General features: G+C 72.0%; 15 protein-coding genes. 9 read left to right on the top strand and 6 right to left on the bottom strand.

What is annotated here, in order from left to right:
* Positions 1-3: 3 nt before the first annotated feature.
* Genes ACH0A8_RS09600 through ACH0A8_RS09590 form a run of 3 tightly spaced genes read left to right on the top strand, consistent with a single transcriptional unit; the run spans position 4 to position 4051 of the window.
* Complete coding sequence (locus ACH0A8_RS09600) at positions 4-954, top strand: carbohydrate ABC transporter permease (protein ID WP_251155726.1); 951 nt, start codon at positions 4-6, stop codon at positions 952-954.
* Positions 951-1850 carry a carbohydrate ABC transporter permease gene (locus tag ACH0A8_RS09595; RefSeq protein ID WP_251155727.1) on the top strand — a complete coding sequence of 300 codons (900 nt, stop codon included), beginning with the start codon at positions 951-953 and terminating at the stop codon, positions 1848-1850. Before ACH0A8_RS09600 ends, ACH0A8_RS09595 begins: the two co-directional genes overlap by 4 nt.
* Positions 1847-4051, top strand: coding sequence for a beta-galactosidase (locus tag ACH0A8_RS09590; RefSeq protein WP_406907066.1), 2205 nt, complete (start codon positions 1847-1849; stop codon positions 4049-4051). The genes ACH0A8_RS09595 and ACH0A8_RS09590 overlap by 4 nt, the downstream gene beginning before the upstream one ends.
* A 72-nt stretch (positions 4052-4123) precedes the next feature.
* Here the strand turns inward: ACH0A8_RS09590 and ACH0A8_RS09585 are convergent, their stop codons facing one another.
* Entirely contained in the window at positions 4124-4891 is a 768-nt protein-coding gene (locus ACH0A8_RS09585; RefSeq protein ID WP_251160732.1) for an SDR family NAD(P)-dependent oxidoreductase, read from the bottom strand.
* Between the two features lie 107 nt (positions 4892-4998).
* Entirely contained in the window at positions 4999-6909 is a 1911-nt protein-coding gene (locus tag ACH0A8_RS09580) for an ABC transporter ATP-binding protein (protein WP_251155730.1), read from the bottom strand.
* Between the two features lie 59 nt (positions 6910-6968).
* Between ACH0A8_RS09580 and ACH0A8_RS09575 the strand changes: the two genes are divergently transcribed.
* Entirely contained in the window at positions 6969-7997 is a 1029-nt protein-coding gene (locus ACH0A8_RS09575) for an LLM class flavin-dependent oxidoreductase (protein WP_400430254.1), read from the top strand.
* Positions 7998-8026: 29 nt separating this feature from the next.
* Positions 8027-8893, top strand: coding sequence for an SMP-30/gluconolactonase/LRE family protein (locus tag ACH0A8_RS09570; protein WP_251160730.1), 867 nt, complete (start codon positions 8027-8029; stop codon positions 8891-8893).
* A 101-nt stretch (positions 8894-8994) separates the two neighbouring features.
* Here the strand turns inward: ACH0A8_RS09570 and ACH0A8_RS09565 are convergent, their stop codons facing one another.
* A complete protein-coding gene (locus tag ACH0A8_RS09565; protein ID WP_209685873.1) occupies positions 8995-9717 on the bottom strand; it encodes a tyrosine-protein phosphatase in 723 nt (240 codons plus the stop codon).
* Between the two features lie 161 nt (positions 9718-9878).
* On the opposite strand from ACH0A8_RS09565, the gene ACH0A8_RS09560 reads away from it, so the two are divergent.
* Both ACH0A8_RS09560 and ACH0A8_RS09555 read left to right on the top strand, forming a co-directional pair.
* Positions 9879-10328, top strand: a complete 450-nt coding sequence (locus ACH0A8_RS09560) for a DUF4383 domain-containing protein (protein WP_066656188.1) — start codon at positions 9879-9881, stop codon at positions 10326-10328.
* 211 nt (positions 10329-10539) lie between these two features.
* Complete coding sequence (locus ACH0A8_RS09555; protein WP_066656185.1) at positions 10540-10968, top strand: hypothetical protein; 429 nt, start codon at positions 10540-10542, stop codon at positions 10966-10968.
* A 30-nt stretch (positions 10969-10998) separates the two neighbouring features.
* Here the strand turns inward: ACH0A8_RS09555 and ACH0A8_RS09550 are convergent, their stop codons facing one another.
* From ACH0A8_RS09550 to ACH0A8_RS09540, 3 genes are all read right to left on the bottom strand, one after another.
* Positions 10999-12429 (bottom strand): FtsX-like permease family protein, encoded by a 1431-nt coding sequence (locus ACH0A8_RS09550; protein WP_066656181.1) that lies wholly within the window; start codon positions 12427-12429, stop codon positions 10999-11001.
* Between the two features lies 1 nt (position 12430).
* Positions 12431-12862, bottom strand: a complete 432-nt coding sequence (locus tag ACH0A8_RS09545; protein ID WP_251155735.1) for a hypothetical protein — start codon at positions 12860-12862, stop codon at positions 12431-12433.
* Between the two features lie 106 nt (positions 12863-12968).
* Positions 12969-13385: an HIT family protein gene (locus tag ACH0A8_RS09540; RefSeq protein WP_209685867.1), complete on the bottom strand. Its 417-nt coding sequence runs from the start codon at positions 13383-13385 to the stop codon at positions 12969-12971.
* A gap of 111 nt (positions 13386-13496) precedes the next feature.
* Here ACH0A8_RS09540 and ACH0A8_RS09535 point away from each other — a divergent pair, with 111 nt between their 5' ends.
* Both ACH0A8_RS09535 and ACH0A8_RS09530 read left to right on the top strand, forming a co-directional pair.
* Positions 13497-13721, top strand: a complete 225-nt coding sequence (locus tag ACH0A8_RS09535) for a PLDc N-terminal domain-containing protein (RefSeq protein WP_066658679.1) — start codon at positions 13497-13499, stop codon at positions 13719-13721.
* 152 nt (positions 13722-13873) lie between these two features.
* On the top strand, positions 13874-15475 hold the full coding sequence (locus ACH0A8_RS09530) for an MFS transporter (protein WP_251155737.1): 1602 nt from the start codon (positions 13874-13876) through the stop codon (positions 15473-15475).
* Positions 15476-15527 lie beyond the last annotated feature (52 nt).

Genomic DNA, 15527 nt, shown 5'->3' with positions numbered 1-15527 from the left:
ACGTTGTCCACATCCACCGCCACCGGCATCCCGGTGTCCGCTCCGCCCGCTGCAGCCGATCCACCGGGCAGGCGGCGCCGCCTCAACACGAACGGCGGCAGTGCCCCGTACCTGTTCATCGCGCCGTTCTACGTGCTCTACGGCCTGTTCATGATCGTGCCGGTGCTCGCCGCCCTGTACCTGTCGCTCACCGAGTGGGTCGGCCTCGGGACGCCGAACTGGATCGGTCTGAGGAACTACGCAAACCTGTTCCGGGACACGAGCTTCGGCACGGCCCTGGTGAACTCGCTGATCTACACGCTCATCGCCGTGTTCGTCATCGTGCCTGTCTCGCTCCTCGTCGCGCAGGCGCTGAACGCCAAGGGACTCCGAGCGCGTGACCTGTTCCGCGTCACGTTCTTCATCCCGATGGTGCTGTCGCCGATCGTCATCGCGCTCATCTACAGCCTGGTCTTCGACACCAACTACGGGTTGCTCAACGCCACGCTCGGGGCACTGTTCGGGCTGCCGGACACCGACTGGCTCGGCGACCCCACGCTCGCGAAGGTCGCGATCGGCTTCGTGCTCCTCTGGCGCACGGTCGGGTACCTGACGATCTTCTTCCTCGCTGCGCTGCAGAACGTCTCCCCGGAGCAGTACGAGGCCGCCTCGCTCGACGGGGCCGGCACCTTCCGGAAGTTCACGAACGTCACCCTGCCGGCGATCCGTCCGGTGACCGCCTTCGTCGTGGTGACGAGCTTCATCAGCGCCGCCCAGCTGTTCGACGAGCCCTACCTGCTCACGAAGGGCGGCCCGGGCGAAGCGACGCTCTCCGTCGCCATGTTCATCTACCGCGCCGCGTTCGAGCGGCAGCAGTTCGGCTACGCCGCCGCCGCCGGGGTCGTGCTCTTCGCCGTCGTCTTCGGCGTCAGCCAGATCCTCAACCGCGCACTCGCCATCGGGAGGGACGCATGACCGCCACCGTCACCGAGGCCGTGACCACCAGGGGCAGCGCACGCCGCCCACGGTCCGGCCCGCCGCGCACCCCCGGGTGGATCGCCCGCCGAGGGCTGCTCTACGCCACGCTCGTGGTGCTGCTGCTCGTGTTCGTGTTCCCGCTGCTGTGGGCGCTGTCCGGCTCGTTCAAGCGCCGCGGCGACATCTTCTCCACGCCGCCCACGCTCATCCCGAGCCCGGCCACCGGCGAGAACTACGTGAACCTGCTCACCACGCAGCCGTTCTGGGCGTGGTTCGGCATCAGCGTCGGCACCGCCGTGATCGCCACCGTCGTGTCGGTGTTCGTGTGCGCGATGGCCGGGTACGGGTTCGCGAAGTTCCGGTTCCGGGGCAAGCGGGTCCTGTTCGCGGTGATGTTCTCGTCGCTGTCGGTCCCGTTCGCGGTGATCCTCGTGCCGCTCTTCATCCTCGTGGTGAAGTCGGGGCTCGCGAACCCCTGGTTCTCGCTCATCGTGCCCTGGGTGGCGCCGGCGTTCGGGATCTTCATGATGCAGCAGTTCATCACCCAGTCGATCCCGGACGAGATCATCGAGGCCGCTCGCATCGACGGCAACTCGGAGTTCGGGACCTTCCGGCGCGTGGTGCTCCCGCTGCTCCGGCCGTCCCTCGGGGCGCTCGCCGTGTGGAGCTTCCTGCAGAGCTACAACTCGTTCCTCTGGCCGCTCGTGCTGGTGTCGAACTCCGACCAGTACACGCTGCCGCTCGGGCTGAACGCGATCTTCGCATCGGAGAACCGGTCGTACGACCTCGTCCTCGCCGGCGCCGTGCTGGCGAGCGTGCCGACGATCCTCGTGTTCCTGCTCCTCCGGAAGCAGCTGCTCGACGGCCTGACCGCGGGGGCGGTCAAGGGATGACCGACACCTCGGACCGCACCACGAGCCACCGCGCTACGGGCCACCGCGCCACGGGCCACCGCACCACGGACCACCGCACCACGAACGGAGCACCCCGCACCATGCAGCACGACCGCGTCCTCTTCGGCGCCGCGTACTACCACGAGTACCAGCCCACCCCACGGCTCGACGAGGACATGCGCCTCATGCAGGAGGCCGGCTTCACGGTGATCCGGGTCGGTGAGTCCGTCTGGAGCACCTGGGAGCCGGAGAACGGCCGGTTCGAGCTCGAGTGGCTCGCGCCCGTGCTCGACGCGGCGCACGAGCACGGCATCAGCGTGATCCTCGGCACGCCGACCTACGCGCTGCCGATGTGGCTCGCCCGCATCGTGCCCGAGGTGAACGTGCGACGCCGGACGGCCGGGGAGCCGATGGGCTGGGGCGCCCGCCAAGAGATCGACCACGCCCACCCGGCCTTCCTGTTCCACGCCGAGCGGGTCATCCGGAAGATCGTCGCCCGGTACGCCGAGCACCCGGCCGTCATCGGTTACCAGGTCGACAACGAGCCCGGGAACGAGCTCATCGCCAACCCCGAGGTCTTCCAGCGCTTCGTCGACCACCTCCGCCACACCTACGGCAGCGTCGAGCGGATCAACGAGGAGTGGGGCCTGACCTACTGGTCCCACCGCCTTTCGACCTGGGCGGACCTGTGGACACCGGACGGCAACGTGCAGCCGCAGTACGACCTCGCCTGGCGCCGGTTCCAGGCGTCCCTCACGACGGACTTCATCGCGTGGCAGGCCGAGATCGTGCGCGAGTACGCCCGCGAGGACCAGTTCGTCACCACCTGCATCTCCTACGAGCGACCGACGGTGGAGGACGACGCTCTCACCCGGGCCCTCGACGTCACCGCGGGCAACCCGTACTACCGGATGCAGGACGCCCTCGAACTGCCCAACACGGACGAGGCCCCGCAGTACTGGACGTCCTCCGGCGCGTGGTCCGTCGTCGCGACCGGCGACCGGATGTACGGGTCGAAGCAGGCCCCGTTCCTGGTGACCGAGACGAACGCGCAGGCGATCGGCTTCTCGTGGATGAACGAACCCGCCTACGAGGGCCAGTGGCGGCAGGCGGCGTGGGCGCTGGTCTCCCGCGGGGCGTCGATGATCGAGTACTGGCACTGGCACACGCTGCACTTCGGTGTCGAGACCTACTGGGGCGGTGTGCTGCCGCACTCGCAGCAGCCGGGGCGCACCTACGAGGAGATCGCCCGCATCGGCGCCGAGTTCCGGCACGCGGGTGACCGGGTCGCCGGGCTCCGGCCGCACGCCGACGTCGCCCTGCTGTTCTCGAACGAGTCGAAGTGGGCGCTGAACGAGCACCCGGCGCTCGGTGACGGCGCTGAGCCCGACCGCCGCTCGTGGCAGACCGTGTACGACGCGTTCGCCCGCGGGGTGTTCGAGGCCGGCCTGCAGGCGAACACGGTGCACTCCTCGCAGGTGTTCGACCGCGATCCAGCCGTGGTCGCCCGGGAGCGCCCGGTCCTCGTCGCAGCGGCGTTCACCATCGCGACGGACGACCAGCTGCGGTGGCTCGCGGACTACGCCGAAGCCGGCGGACACCTGGTCGTCGGCATCCGCACCGGGTACGAGGACCAGGAGGCCCGCGCCCGACTCGAGCGCAAGCCGGCCTTCCTCGACACCGCGGCCGGCGTGCACTACGACGAGTTCAGCAACCTCGGCCGACGCGTACCGGTGTCCGCGGGCGCTGCTGCCGCGGACCACGGCTTCACGGTGCCGACCGGCGCGACGGCGACCCGCTGGGCGGACGGGCTGCTCGTCGACGACGCCGACGTGCTCGTCGACTACGACCACCCGCACCACGGCCGGTTCGCCGCGGTGACCACCCGAGCCCACGGTGCGGGACGGGTGACGTACGTCGGGACGGTGCCGGACCCGGCGCTGGCCGCGGCGATCGCCGCCTGGGCGGTCGAGCGGGGCAACGGAGCGACTGCTTGGCGGCCGCAGTCGGAGACCCAGTCGGTGCAGACCGCCACGAACGCCCGCGGCGAGACCGTGCACGTCGTGCACAACTGGTCCTGGACGCCGAGCACCTTCACCGTGCCGGTCGACGCGGAGGACGTCCTCGACGGCGCGGCGCTCGCGGCGGGGACCGAGCTGTCGCTCGGGGCCTGGGACGTGCAGGTGGTGGCCGTCCGGTAGACGCGACCACAGGTCGGACGGGAGGCGCGGTGCCAGCTGGCACCGCGCCTCCCGTCCGTCAGCGGGTGACGTTCAGAGTCCGACGCTGCCCTGCGAGATCCCGCCGTCGATCGTGACGGTGGTGCTCGTCATGTACGCGGCCTTGCCCGACGCCAGGAACACGACGACCTCGGCGATCTCGTGCGGCTTCGCCGGGCGCCCGAGCGGGATCGCGTCGTCGAGCTGCTCCAGCTTGTCGGGATCGGAGGTCGTCGCCGTGTTGATCGGGGTGTCGACCGCACCGGGAGCGATGTTCACGATCCGGACCCCGTGCGGCCCGAGCTCCACGCCGCCGCTCCGGGCGAGCATCCGCATGCCGCCCTTCGACACGCAGTAGGCCAGGTTGCCGGGCATCGGCCAGTCCTCGTGCACGCTCGAGATGTTGAGCACGAGCCCGCCGTTGCCCTGTGCGATGAACTGCTTCGCCGCGGCCTGCGTACCGAAGAACGCGCTCTTCATGTTGACGGCCATGACCTTGTCGTAGCCCTCCTCGGTCTCCTCGAGCAGGGACTTCCGGTCCTCGATCCCGGCGTTGTTGACGAGGACGTCGAGCGAGCCGAAGGCGTCGACGGCCTTCTGCACCATGCGGTGCAGGTCCGCGGCGCTGGTGATGTCGGCGTCGACCCCGACCGCGTGGCCGCCGGCCTGCTCGATCCGGGCGATGAGCGAGTCGGTCGCCTTGGGGTGGGCGACGTAGTCGATGACGATGTTCGCGCCCTCCGCTGCGGCGGCGAGGCAGATCTGCTCACCGATCCCGCTGTTCCCGCCGGTGACGACGATGGTCTTGCCCTCGAGCAGCATGGTTCCTCCTGTGGGTCCGGTGCTGCCCACGGTGCTCCGATGTCGCTCCCGAGGTCCGGCGGATCGGCTGAGGTGTCGTGCAGGTGGAGGTGCCGCGACGGGAGGTGCTAGCGGACGCTGGTCTCCGGGAGCGGAGCGGGGTCCGGCGCCTGGTCCGCCTGGACGGCGAACTGGGTCCGGTGCAGCTCCTCGTACCGGCCGCCCGCGGCGAGGAGTTCCTCGTGCGTGCCGCGCTCGACGACGGAGCCGTCCTCGATGACCAGGATGAGGTCCGCGCTCCGGATGGTTGACAGCCGGTGCGCGATGACCATCGCCGTGCGACCGTCGAGCGCCTCGCTCAGGGCGGCCTGCACGGCGGCCTCGGACGTCGAGTCGAGCGCGGCGGTCGCCTCGTCGAGGATCACGACGCGGGGCTGCGCGAGCAGGAGCCGGGCGATCGTCATGCGCTGGCGCTCGCCGCCGGACAGTCGGTAGCCCCGCTCGCCGACCATGGTGTCGAGCTGGTCGGGCAGCGACCGGATCAGCGGCTCGAGGCGTGCGCGTCGCACGGCGTCCCACACCTCGTCGTCGGTGGCCTCGGGGCGGGCGAGGCGCAGGTTGGCGCCGATCGTCTCGTGGAACAGGTGCCCGTCCTGGGTGACCATGCCCATCGTGTGCCGCAACGACGCGAAGGTGACGTCGCGGACGTCCGTGCCGGCGAGTCGGACGGCGCCGCTGTCGACGTCGTACAGGCGGGAGAGCAGCTGCGCGATCGTGGACTTGCCCGCGCCGGAGGACCCGACCAGGGCGACGGTCTGCCCGGGCTCGATCCGGAACGAGACACCGTGCAGGACCTCGTCACCGCCGCGGGTGTCGAGCGTGGAGACCTCCTCCAGCGAGGCGAGGGAGACCTTGTCGGCGGACGGGTAGGCGAAGCGGACGTCGTCGAACTCGACCGCGACGGGACCGTCGGGCAGGGTGACGGCGTCGGGCTTCTCCTGGATGAGCGGCCGGAGGTCGAGCACCTCGAAGACGCGCTCGAAGCTCACGACGGCGCTCATGATCTCGACGCGCGCGTTCGCCAGGCTGGTGAGCGGTGCGTAGAGGCGGGTGAGCAGGAGTGCGAGGGTGACGACGTCGCCGGTGTTCAGCTGGCCACCGAGGGCGAGCGTGCCGCCGAGCCCGTACACGAGTGCGAGCGCGAGCGCCGAGACGAGCATGAGCGCGGTCACGAAGACGAACTGCAGCATCGCGGTGCGGACGCCGATGTCCCGCACGCGGGCGGCGCGGACGCGGAACTCCTCGGCCTCTTCGTCGGGGCGCCCGAACAGCTTGACGAGCGTCGCGCCGGGTGCGGAGAACCGCTCGGTCATCTGCGTGCTCATCGCGGAGTTGTGGTCGGCGGCCTCGCGGCGGAGCGCGGCGAGGCGGCTGCCCATCCGGCGTGCGGGGACGAGGAACACCGGGAGCATGACGACGGCGATGACCGTCACCAGCCACGAGGTGCTGAGCATGACGACGAGCGTCAGCACGAGTGCCACGGAGTTCGTGACGACGCCGGAGAGCGTCCCGCTGAAGGCCTGCTGCGCGCCGATCACGTCGTTGTTCAGCCGACTGACCAGCGCGCCGGTCCGGGTCCGGGTGAAGAACGCGATCGGCATCTTCTGCACGTGGTTGAACACCGCGGTGCGGAGGTCGAGGATGACGCCCTCGCCGATCCGCGCCGAGTACCAGCGGGTGAGCAGCGACGACGCGGCGTCGGCGACGGCCACGAGCGCGATGACCAGGGCCAACCAGACGATCGTCGACACGGCGCCGCGGGCCGCGATGACGTCGACGACCTGGCCAGCGAGCACCGGCGTCGCGACCGCGAGGAACGCCCCCACGACGGACAGCGCGATGAACACCACGAGCTGCACCTTGTAGGGCACGGCGAACGTCATGATCCGTCGGAGCGACTCGCGGGAGAAGCCCCGCCCGGCGTCCTTCGCGGACGAGATCTTGTACAGCGAGCTCCAGGCAGCGCCTTCCATGCTCATGCAGCCAGGATACGTCGGGACCACCGACGCCCCGCGCCCCGGTCTGCGACGATCGGAGCATGCCCTCCGACGACCGGCCCCTCGAGCGCCTCGGCTTCCTGACCATCGGCTCGTTCGACCCCGTGCGCCCGGCCGACGGCCACGAGGAGACGCTCCGCGTGATCGAGCGAGCCGAGGCCCTCGGTTTCGACAGTGCCTGGCTCCGGCACCGCCACCTGCAGCACGGCATCTCGTCGCCCGTGGCGATCACTGCCGCAGCCTCGCAGCGCACCTCGCGGATCGCCCTCGGCACCGCGGTCACCCCGATCGGCGCCGAGAACCCGTTCCGCCTCGCCGAGGACCTCGGCACGGTGGACGTGCTGCTCGGCGGTCGGCTGCAGCCCGGCTTCTCCGTGGGGACGCCCATGCACTACGACCTCTACCGTGACGCGATCCACCCGGACACCGCCGAGCACGAGGACCTCGGCAACGACCGACTCCTGCGCTTCCGGGACCTCGTGCGTGGCGACCCCGTCACGGCGACCGTGGAGCGCCGGGGGATCGAGGAGTTCGCCACGACCGTCCAACCGCAGAGCCCGGGTCTCGCCGACCGGATCTGGTACGGCACCGGCAGCACGCGGTCCGCGGTGTGGGCGGCCGAGCACGGCTTCCACCTGCTCACCTCGAGCGTGACCCGGAGCGAGGTCGGCACGGACTTCGCCGCGAACCAGCGCGCGCAGGTCGACGCCTACCTCGACGCGCACCCGGACCCTGCTGCGGCGCGGGTCTCGCAGGGCCTCGTGGTCATCCCGACCGACTCGGCGACGCCGGAGCAGGTCGAGCGCTACCGGGCGTACGCCGGGTCCCGGGCCGGTCGGGTCGGGGTGCCGCAGGGGCCGGGGAAGCTGCTGTTCGCCGCCGACCTGGTCGGGAGCTCGGCCGAGATCGCCGATCGACTCCGCGCCGACGCCGGGTACCAGGTGGCGACGGAGGTGGCCTTCGCGCTGCCGTTCTCGTTCGCACCCGACGACTACGCGCAGATCATCGAGGACATGGCCGGTCGGCTCGGCCCCGAGCTCGGCTGGACCCCGGCCACGAGCGCCAGGTGACCGCCAGTCCGGAGTGGCAGGTTGGACGGGTGCACACCACCATCGACTCCGCGACCGAGGTCGTCTCCGGCATCCGTTTCCCCGAGGGCAACCGCTGGCACGACGGCCGGCTCTGGTACTCCGACATGCACACGGGCGAGGTCTTCTCGGTCGACCCCGGTGCGGCGGACGCGCGACCGCGCCTCGAGACGACCATCGACGGCCAGTCGTCCGGCCTCGGGTGGCTCGCCGACGGCCGGCTGATCGTCAGTGCCATGAACGCCCGGACGATCCAGGTCGTGCGTCCCGACGGCTCGAACGAGCCGTTCGCCGACCTGTCGTCGACCGAACCGTCGCTCCTCAACGACCTGGTCGTCGACGAGGCGACCGGCCGGACGTACGTCGGCGCGTTCGGCTACGACCTGTACGGCGGTGAAGAACTCCGCCCGGGACCGCTCTACGTCGTCGACCAGGACGGCTCCGCCCGGCTCGCCGCCGACGGCCTGGTGTTCCCGAACAGCGCGAACGTGCTCCCCGGCACGCGGACCCTGGTGGTCAGCGAGACCTGGGGTGGTCGACTGACCGCGTTCGACATCGAGCCGGACGGGTCGCTCACCGGCCGCCGCGAGTGGGCGACGCTGCCCGAGGGCGTCACGCCGGACGGCAGCACGGTCGATGCCGAGGGCGCGATCTGGGTCTGCTCGGTGGACACGGGGGAGTTCCTCCGCGTCGTCGAGGGCGGCGAGGTCACCGACCGCATCGACGCCCCCGGCCTGTGCGCGATCGACTGCGCGCTCGGCGGCGAGGACGGTCGCACCCTCTACCTCGCCACCGCCGACAGCTACGACCCGGACACCACGGCGCGCACGCGCGCCGGGCGGATCAGCGCCGTCCGCGTCACCGTCCCCGGACCGTGACCGCACGACCGACCTGAGCAGTCGACGGCGGGGCGCAGCTGACGGACGGGAGGCGCGGTGCGGGCCGGCAGCGTGCCTCCCGTCCGACGGCTCCCGCGTGGTCAGGGCATGGTGAGTCGGGCGCGCAACCGTGCGCGCAGGTCGTCGTCGGCACCGACGGCGGCGAACGCCGCGTCGACGTCGGCGGCGACGTCCTCGACGATCGGTGTGACGGTGGCGAGCCACTCGGTCACCTGGTCGGCATCCCAGGTCGCCTGGCGGTCACCCGGAGCGTGGGTCCCGGTGCCGGCCATCGCGCGGACGGAAGCCGCGTGGTCCTCGGCGACGGCCGTCGGCGGGACGCCGGCGTTCGCGAGCAGCAGCGTGCTGATCATGCCCGTCCGGTCGCGCCCCGCACTGCAATGCACGAGCACCCCGGACGGCGCGTCCGCGATCGCCCGCAGCGCACCGAGCACCAGGTCGGGCAGGATCCGCCAGTTGTGCCGCCAGTACTCGGGGGAGTCGAGGATCGGGAAGCACACCTCGCGGAACTCCGGGTCGTCCTGGTCCTCGGTCGGGGCCGCGACGACGGTGATGTCGGTGAGGGCGTCCGGAGCGACGAGGGGATCGCCCTCGCGACGCCCCACCTCGTCGGCGCACCGCAGGTCGACCACCGACCGGAGCCCCCACACGCGTGCGTCCTGCCAGCCCCGGTCCGTGAGCAGTTCGCGGCGCGGACCGCGTGCGATCCGGCCGCGCTGCGTCGCACCGGTCGGGGACGACGGGGTGGGGAGCCCGCCGAGGTCCCGCACGTTCCGGTAGCCGTCCCAGTCGAGTTCCCGCACCCTCCCACCGTACGACGGGTCCTGTCCGTTCGGCGCGTGCCCCCGGACGGGGGGAAACCGAGAGCAGGCTGCATGTCTACCGTGAAAGGCAACCGAGCGTGACACGCGTCACGTCCCCGACCGGAACCACGACCCGGTCCTCGCACACAAGGAGAGACCACATGTCCAGCGCAGCAACCCCCCGTACCGGTTCGACCCTCGTCCAGAAGGGCGCACTGCTCTTCGGGATCGTCTTCCTCATCGTCGGCATCGCCGGCTTCATCCCCGGACTCACGATGGACATGGGCACGCTGTCCTTCGCGGGCAACAGCTCGATGGCCATGCTCCTCGGCCTGTTCCAGGTGTCGGTGCTCCACAACATCGTGCACCTGCTGTTCGGCATCGTCGGCCTGCTCGCCGCCCGTTCGGCCGCGGGCTCGCGCTCGTACCTGCTCATCGGCGGCATCGTCTACGCCGTGCTGTTCGTCTTCGGCCTCTTCGTCGCCGGCATGGCCGGGGCTGCGAACTTCGTCCCGCTGAACAGCGCCGACAACGTCCTGCACGCCTTCCTCGCCGTCGCGATGATCGTCCTCGGCGTGCTCCTGCCCCGCGCCGGACGCACCACCCGCTGACACCCAGCCCAGCGCAGACAGGAGCGCGTCGGTCCTCGGACCGGCGCGCTCCTGTCGTCCGTGGGCAACGGGCGTGCGCCGGGACGGACGGGAGGCTCGTGGTCGACCCGCACCGTGCCTCCCGTCCGCCGGGTCGCGCGGTCCGCACCGGCGGTGCCAGGATGCCGTCAGCACCGGTCGCGGACCGGGCGGATCGGTGAGGGAGACGGGCATGGCCGAGGTGTTCAGCGACGCGGAGCGAGCCGCGATGCAGCAGGCAGCAGCGGAACGGAAGGCGACGCGCGGGCTGAAGGGCGCCGCGAAGCGCGAGGCCGAGCGCGAGGCGTGCACGGCCGCGATCGAGGCACTCGAGGGCTTCGACCAGGTCCTGGCCGCGCGCTACCACGTGCTCGTGACCGAGGTCGCTCCGGAGCTCGATCCGAAGACCTGGTACGGGTTCCCGTCGTACGCGCGGGACGGCAAGGTCGTCACCTTCGTGCAGCCGGCCTCGAAGTTCGGTGCGCGCTACGCGACCGTCGGGTTCCAGGAGGACGCCACGCTCGACGACGGCGCGATGTGGGCGACCTCGTTCGCCGTCGTCGAGTGGACCGACGAGGTCGAGCAGCGGCTCCGGGAGCTCGTGCGTCGGGCGGCCGGCTGACCCCGCGACACCCCCCGGCCCCGTCGGGCGCTACTCGTACCGGAGCGCGGTCACCGGGGCCGCCCGCACGGCTCGTGCCGCCGGGCCGAGCGCAGCGGCGAGCCCGGTGCCCGCAGCGCCGACCACCACGACGACCACGAGCCAGAGCGGCACGACGGGCGCGATGAGTTCCGCACCCTTCGTCGCGCCGAGCAGGGTGTACGCCCCGGCCCAGCCGTACGCGGTGCCGAGCAGCCCGCCGAGCACGACCGCGACCGCGACCGTGATCGCCGTCTCCGCGAGGACGAGCGCGCGGACCTGCTGCCGCGTCGCGCCCACCACCCGGAGCAGTCCGAGCTCACGTCCCCGCTGCGCGGTCGTCAGGGCCGTGACGGCGACGACCCCGGCGGCCGCGATGACCCCCGCGGCACCGACGAGGCCGGTGAACATGACCGCGAGCTGGTCGAACTGCTCCTGGATGCCGCGGTAGTACTCGGGGTCGTCCGCGGCCTGGCCCTGGAGCATGCTGGCGTAGGTCGAGAACCCGACGGCGAACGTGGCCATGAGCGTCACCGCGATGAGCAGCCCCACCGTCGCGCGGGCGGTGCGCTTCGGCGCCCGGAGCGAGTTCCGTGCGGCCATCGCCGGCACGACCGACCGGGCGGACGCGGCGGCCGCGATCCGCAGGACGGCGGGGAGCAGCACCGGGGCGGCGACCACGACGCCCGTGAACGACAGGGCACCGCAGGCCACCGCGAGCAGCAGGGAGTCGACGCTCGTCGCGCCGAGCACCACGGCGACGCCGAGCCCCGCCGTGCCGAGCAGGGAGAGCGTGCTCGCGGTCACCGTGCGGCCGACGGAACGGGTCGTGCCGGGAGCGGCCTCGACGCCGGCCTCGAGCGCGCGGAGCGGGGAGATGGTGAGGACGGCGCGGGAGCCGATGCGGAACGCGACCGTCGTGATGACCGCGACCAGGAGCCCGATCGGGACCAGGGACGGCGGGGCGACGACGCCGAGCGACGGGAGCACGTCCGCGGCCGCGGTGACGGCGAGCGCGGCGTCCGCGACGACCGCGCCGAGGACGGTGCCGACGGCGGCGCCGACGATCCCGCAGGTCGCCCCGGTCCGGGTGACCTGCCAGCGGAGCTGCTGACCGGTGGCACCGAGGACACGTTGCAGTCCGAGCGAGCGGGTGCGGCCGGCGATGACGGTCGCGCAGGTGTTGGACGCGACCACGGCGCTGACGTACAGGGCGATCCCGATGAAGACCCACGCCACGACAGGCAGGATCGCGGCCACCGTTGCGCTCGACCCGGTGCGTTCGCCGAGCTCGACGATCCGGTGCGCGGCCTCGGCGCCGGTGACGACGAGGGCGCCGAGGCCGGCGGAGAGGGCCGCGACGGCGACCGTGGCGCGGTGCTCGCCGAACGGACGGGCGCGCCGCGTCCTCGTGCGTCGGTGGCGGCCGCGGGGACGGGGCACGTCAGGACCCGCCGTCGCCCGGGTTCGGCGTCCAGGCGACCCAGCGGTCACCCGTCGACGTCATCGACCACGGGCCGCACCGCAGCACCGAGGTGGCCTTGTACACGTCCGGCGCACCGTCGACGTCCATCGTCGGCGCGGACTGCCGGGGCGTCGTGCTGCAGGCGTCGTCGGTGACACCGTCGGTGCTCGTGAAGACCAGCGTGGTCGGGGTCGTGTCGGAGCCCTTCCCGCCGGTGCCTGCGACCGAGGTGATGTCGCTGGCGTCCGAGGGCAGCCAGTCGGGTGCGGAGTCGAGGTCGGCGCGGGTCGAGGCCTCGGAGGTCACCCGGTCGTGGGCGAGGTCGCCGAGGGCCGAGCAGCCGGTGAGCGTCAGGGCACCGAGGGCGAGCACGCCGACGGCGAGGGGAGCGGTGATCGTGGAGCGGGGCATGTCGAGCCTTTCGTGTCTGGGACGATCACAGCGCACCGCGGCCCACGGCGGGATCGGCACAGCGGAGGACCGACGTGCTCCTCCGGGATGACATCCGGTGCCGCGCCTACTCGAACATCGCCCGCAGGTCGGCGTACGGATCGCCGTCGTGCACGTGCGCCGACGGCGGCTCCGGCCAGTGCGTCGTGCCGTCGTCCGGCCAGCAGGGCACCACGTGGAAGTGCAGGTGCGGCACGCTCTGCCCGGCGTCGGTGCCGGAGGCCTGCAGGAGGACGGTCCCGGTCGCGCCGAGGGCACCCCGCAGCGCGAGGCCGACCCGTCGCGCCAGCGCCGTGCAGGCTGCGAGCGAGGTGGGGTCGGCGCTGAGCAGGTCCGCGGTGTGGGCGACCGGGACGACCAGCGTGTGCCCGGGCGCCAGCGCCGATGCCGGGAGCGGGGCGAAGGCGACGGCGTGCTCCTCGCGTTCGACCCAGGTGACCGGTTCCCCGCCGGCGATGATGCTGCAGAACGTGCACGACTCCATCGCTCCAGTCTGGTCGACGCCGACCAGGGGGAGTGAGGTCGTCCTCGCGGAGGACGCGACCGACACGGGGCGCGTCCTAGCGTGGGACCTCCGACGACGAAGGAGGACGACGTGTTCGAGAACCTCGCTGGTGCCCACGTGCTGGTGCTCGTGCTGCTGCTGACCCTGGACGTGCTGGCGCTGGTGCAGGTCTGGCGCGACCGACGCCGGAGCGACGCGGTGAAGATCGTCTGGACGCTCGTCATCGTCCTGGTGCCGGTCGTCGGCGTGCTCGGTTGGGCGGTCAACTGGCTCCTGGGGAGGGCGGCGGACGGCCTGCAGCGCACGGGGCGCTGACCCTCCGGCCCCACCGGCCCGTCCGGGGCGTCTGCTGCGTCCGAGGTGTCCGAGGTGTTCGCGGTGTCCTCGGCGTCCGCGGGCCGGATCGGGGGACAAGAACCGCACAGCCTGCGGATCGCCCTGAGGGCCCGGCCTAGCGTGGCATCGTCATGGCAGCCGAACACCGCAGACCCGTCGAGCCCGATGCGGCTCCCACCGTCGCGCACCACACCGCGCACCACGCCGCGAGCGCCGAGCAGCCCTCGGGGCCGCAGGCCGAGCAACACCCCGAGCAGCACTCCGACCAGCAGCAGCCGACCGGCGGACGACCGGCGCAGCAGCAGGACGACGCCCCGGACCCGAACCGGTGGAAGGCACTCGTCATCTGCCTGCTCGGCGGCGGCATCGTCCTGCTCGACGTGTCGATCGTCAACGTCGCACTCCAGTCCATCTCGAGCGGCCTGAGCGGCGCGACCCCCGAGGCCGTCCAGTGGATCCTGTCCGGGTACGCCCTGGCGTTCGGACTGCTGCTCGTGCCCGGTGGCCGGCTCGGTGACGCCGTCGGCCGTCGCCGCATGTTCGTCGTCGGTGTCGCACTCTTCACGGTGGCGAGCGCGCTCTGCGGCTTCGCCCCGAACGGGTTCGTGCTCGTCGTCGCCCGCCTGGTGCAGGGCCTGGCCGGCGGTCTGCTCACCCCGCAGGTCACCGCGCTGATCCAGCAGCTGTTCCGCGGCAAGGAGCGCGGCACCGCCTTCGGCCTGTTCGGCGCGACCGTCGGCATCGCCACCGCGATCGGTCCGCTGGTGGGCGGCCTGCTCATCACGGCGTTCGGCACCGAGAACGGGTGGCGCTTCGTCTTCTTCGTGAACCTGCCCGTCGGGCTCGTCACGATCCTGCTCGCCTTCCGCTACCTGCCCACCACGCCGAAGGCGGAGCGCGGCCAGAAGCACGACTTCGACCCGGTCGGGATCGTCCTGCTCGGCGCCGCGGTCGTCGCGCTGCTGCTGCCCTTCGTGCAGTCGGAGCAGTGGAAGAGCAACGCCAAGTGGTGGCTCGTCGTCGCCGCGGTGGTGTTCGCGGTGCTGTTCGTGCTCTGGGAGCGCCGCTACGGCCGGGACCACGAGCCCGTGGTCGACCTGCGGCTGTTCCGCCGTCGGTCGTTCTCGCTCGGGGTCGGTCTCGCCACGGTCTACTTCGCCGGGTTCACCCCGCTGTTCTTCGTCCTCACCCTGGCGCTGCAGTCGGGCCTGCAGTACTCCGCGCTGCTCGCGGGCGTCGCGTCGGTGCCGTTCGCCATCGGCTCGGGCATCGCGTCGACCGTCGGCGGCCGGATCGTGCACCGCTTCGGTCGGCAGCTCATCGTGGTCGGCACCGTGCTGGTGCTCATCGGCCTCGGCGCGGTCGTCTGGGTCGTCGCGGAACACTACGGCCCGGACCTCGGCTGGTGGCTCGTGCTGCCGCTGCTCGTCGCCGGCATCGGGTCGGGTCTCACCATCTCGCCGAACCAGACGCTCACGCTCTCCGAGGTACCGGTCCAGCAGGGCGGGTCCGCAGGTGGTCTCATCCAGGTGGGGGCCCGCGTCGGCTCGGCGATCGGCATCGCCGCGGTCGGCAGCGTGTTCTACTCGTCGCTGGCGAGCACGAAGGGCGACTACTCGCAGGGCCTGCCGCTCGGGCTCGGGGTCTCCCTGGTCTTCGTCGCGGCGGCGCTCATCGCCGGGATCGTCGACGTCGTGGTGGGGAAGGTCCGCGGGACGGAGGCGTCCGTCTGAACGGGCGCGACCGTTGCGCGGCGACCAGCTGACGGACGGGAGGCGCGGTGCC

Source organism: Curtobacterium sp. 179-B 9B NHS (assembly GCF_045370965.1).
In the GTDB taxonomy this organism is placed as follows: Bacteria; Actinomycetota; Actinomycetes; order Actinomycetales; family Microbacteriaceae; genus Curtobacterium.
Note: the sequence above shows the minus strand (reverse complement) of the source record. Positions and strands in the feature narration are given on the sequence as shown.

Excerpts from the sequence above, each read along its gene's own strand:
- ACH0A8_RS09590 (WP_406907066.1), top strand. The coding sequence starts at position 1,847 with ATGACCGACACCTCGGACCGCACCACGAGCCACCGCGCTACGGGCCAC.
- ACH0A8_RS09575 (WP_400430254.1), top strand. The coding sequence starts at position 6,969 with ATGCCCTCCGACGACCGGCCCCTCGAGCGCCTCGGCTTCCTGACCATC.
- ACH0A8_RS09540 (WP_209685867.1), bottom strand. The coding sequence starts at position 13,385 with ATGGAGTCGTGCACGTTCTGCAGCATCATCGCCGGCGGGGAACCGGTC.
- ACH0A8_RS09580 (WP_251155730.1), bottom strand. The coding sequence starts at position 6,909 with ATGAGCATGGAAGGCGCTGCCTGGAGCTCGCTGTACAAGATCTCGTCC.
- ACH0A8_RS09560 (WP_066656188.1), top strand. The coding sequence starts at position 9,879 with ATGTCCAGCGCAGCAACCCCCCGTACCGGTTCGACCCTCGTCCAGAAG.
- ACH0A8_RS09545 (WP_251155735.1), bottom strand. The coding sequence starts at position 12,862 with ATGCCCCGCTCCACGATCACCGCTCCCCTCGCCGTCGGCGTGCTCGCC.
- ACH0A8_RS09555 (WP_066656185.1), top strand. The coding sequence starts at position 10,540 with ATGGCCGAGGTGTTCAGCGACGCGGAGCGAGCCGCGATGCAGCAGGCA.
- ACH0A8_RS09585 (WP_251160732.1), bottom strand. The coding sequence starts at position 4,891 with ATGCTGCTCGAGGGCAAGACCATCGTCGTCACCGGCGGGAACAGCGGG.
- ACH0A8_RS09530 (WP_251155737.1), top strand. The coding sequence starts at position 13,874 with ATGGCAGCCGAACACCGCAGACCCGTCGAGCCCGATGCGGCTCCCACC.
- ACH0A8_RS09595 (WP_251155727.1), top strand. The coding sequence starts at position 951 with ATGACCGCCACCGTCACCGAGGCCGTGACCACCAGGGGCAGCGCACGC.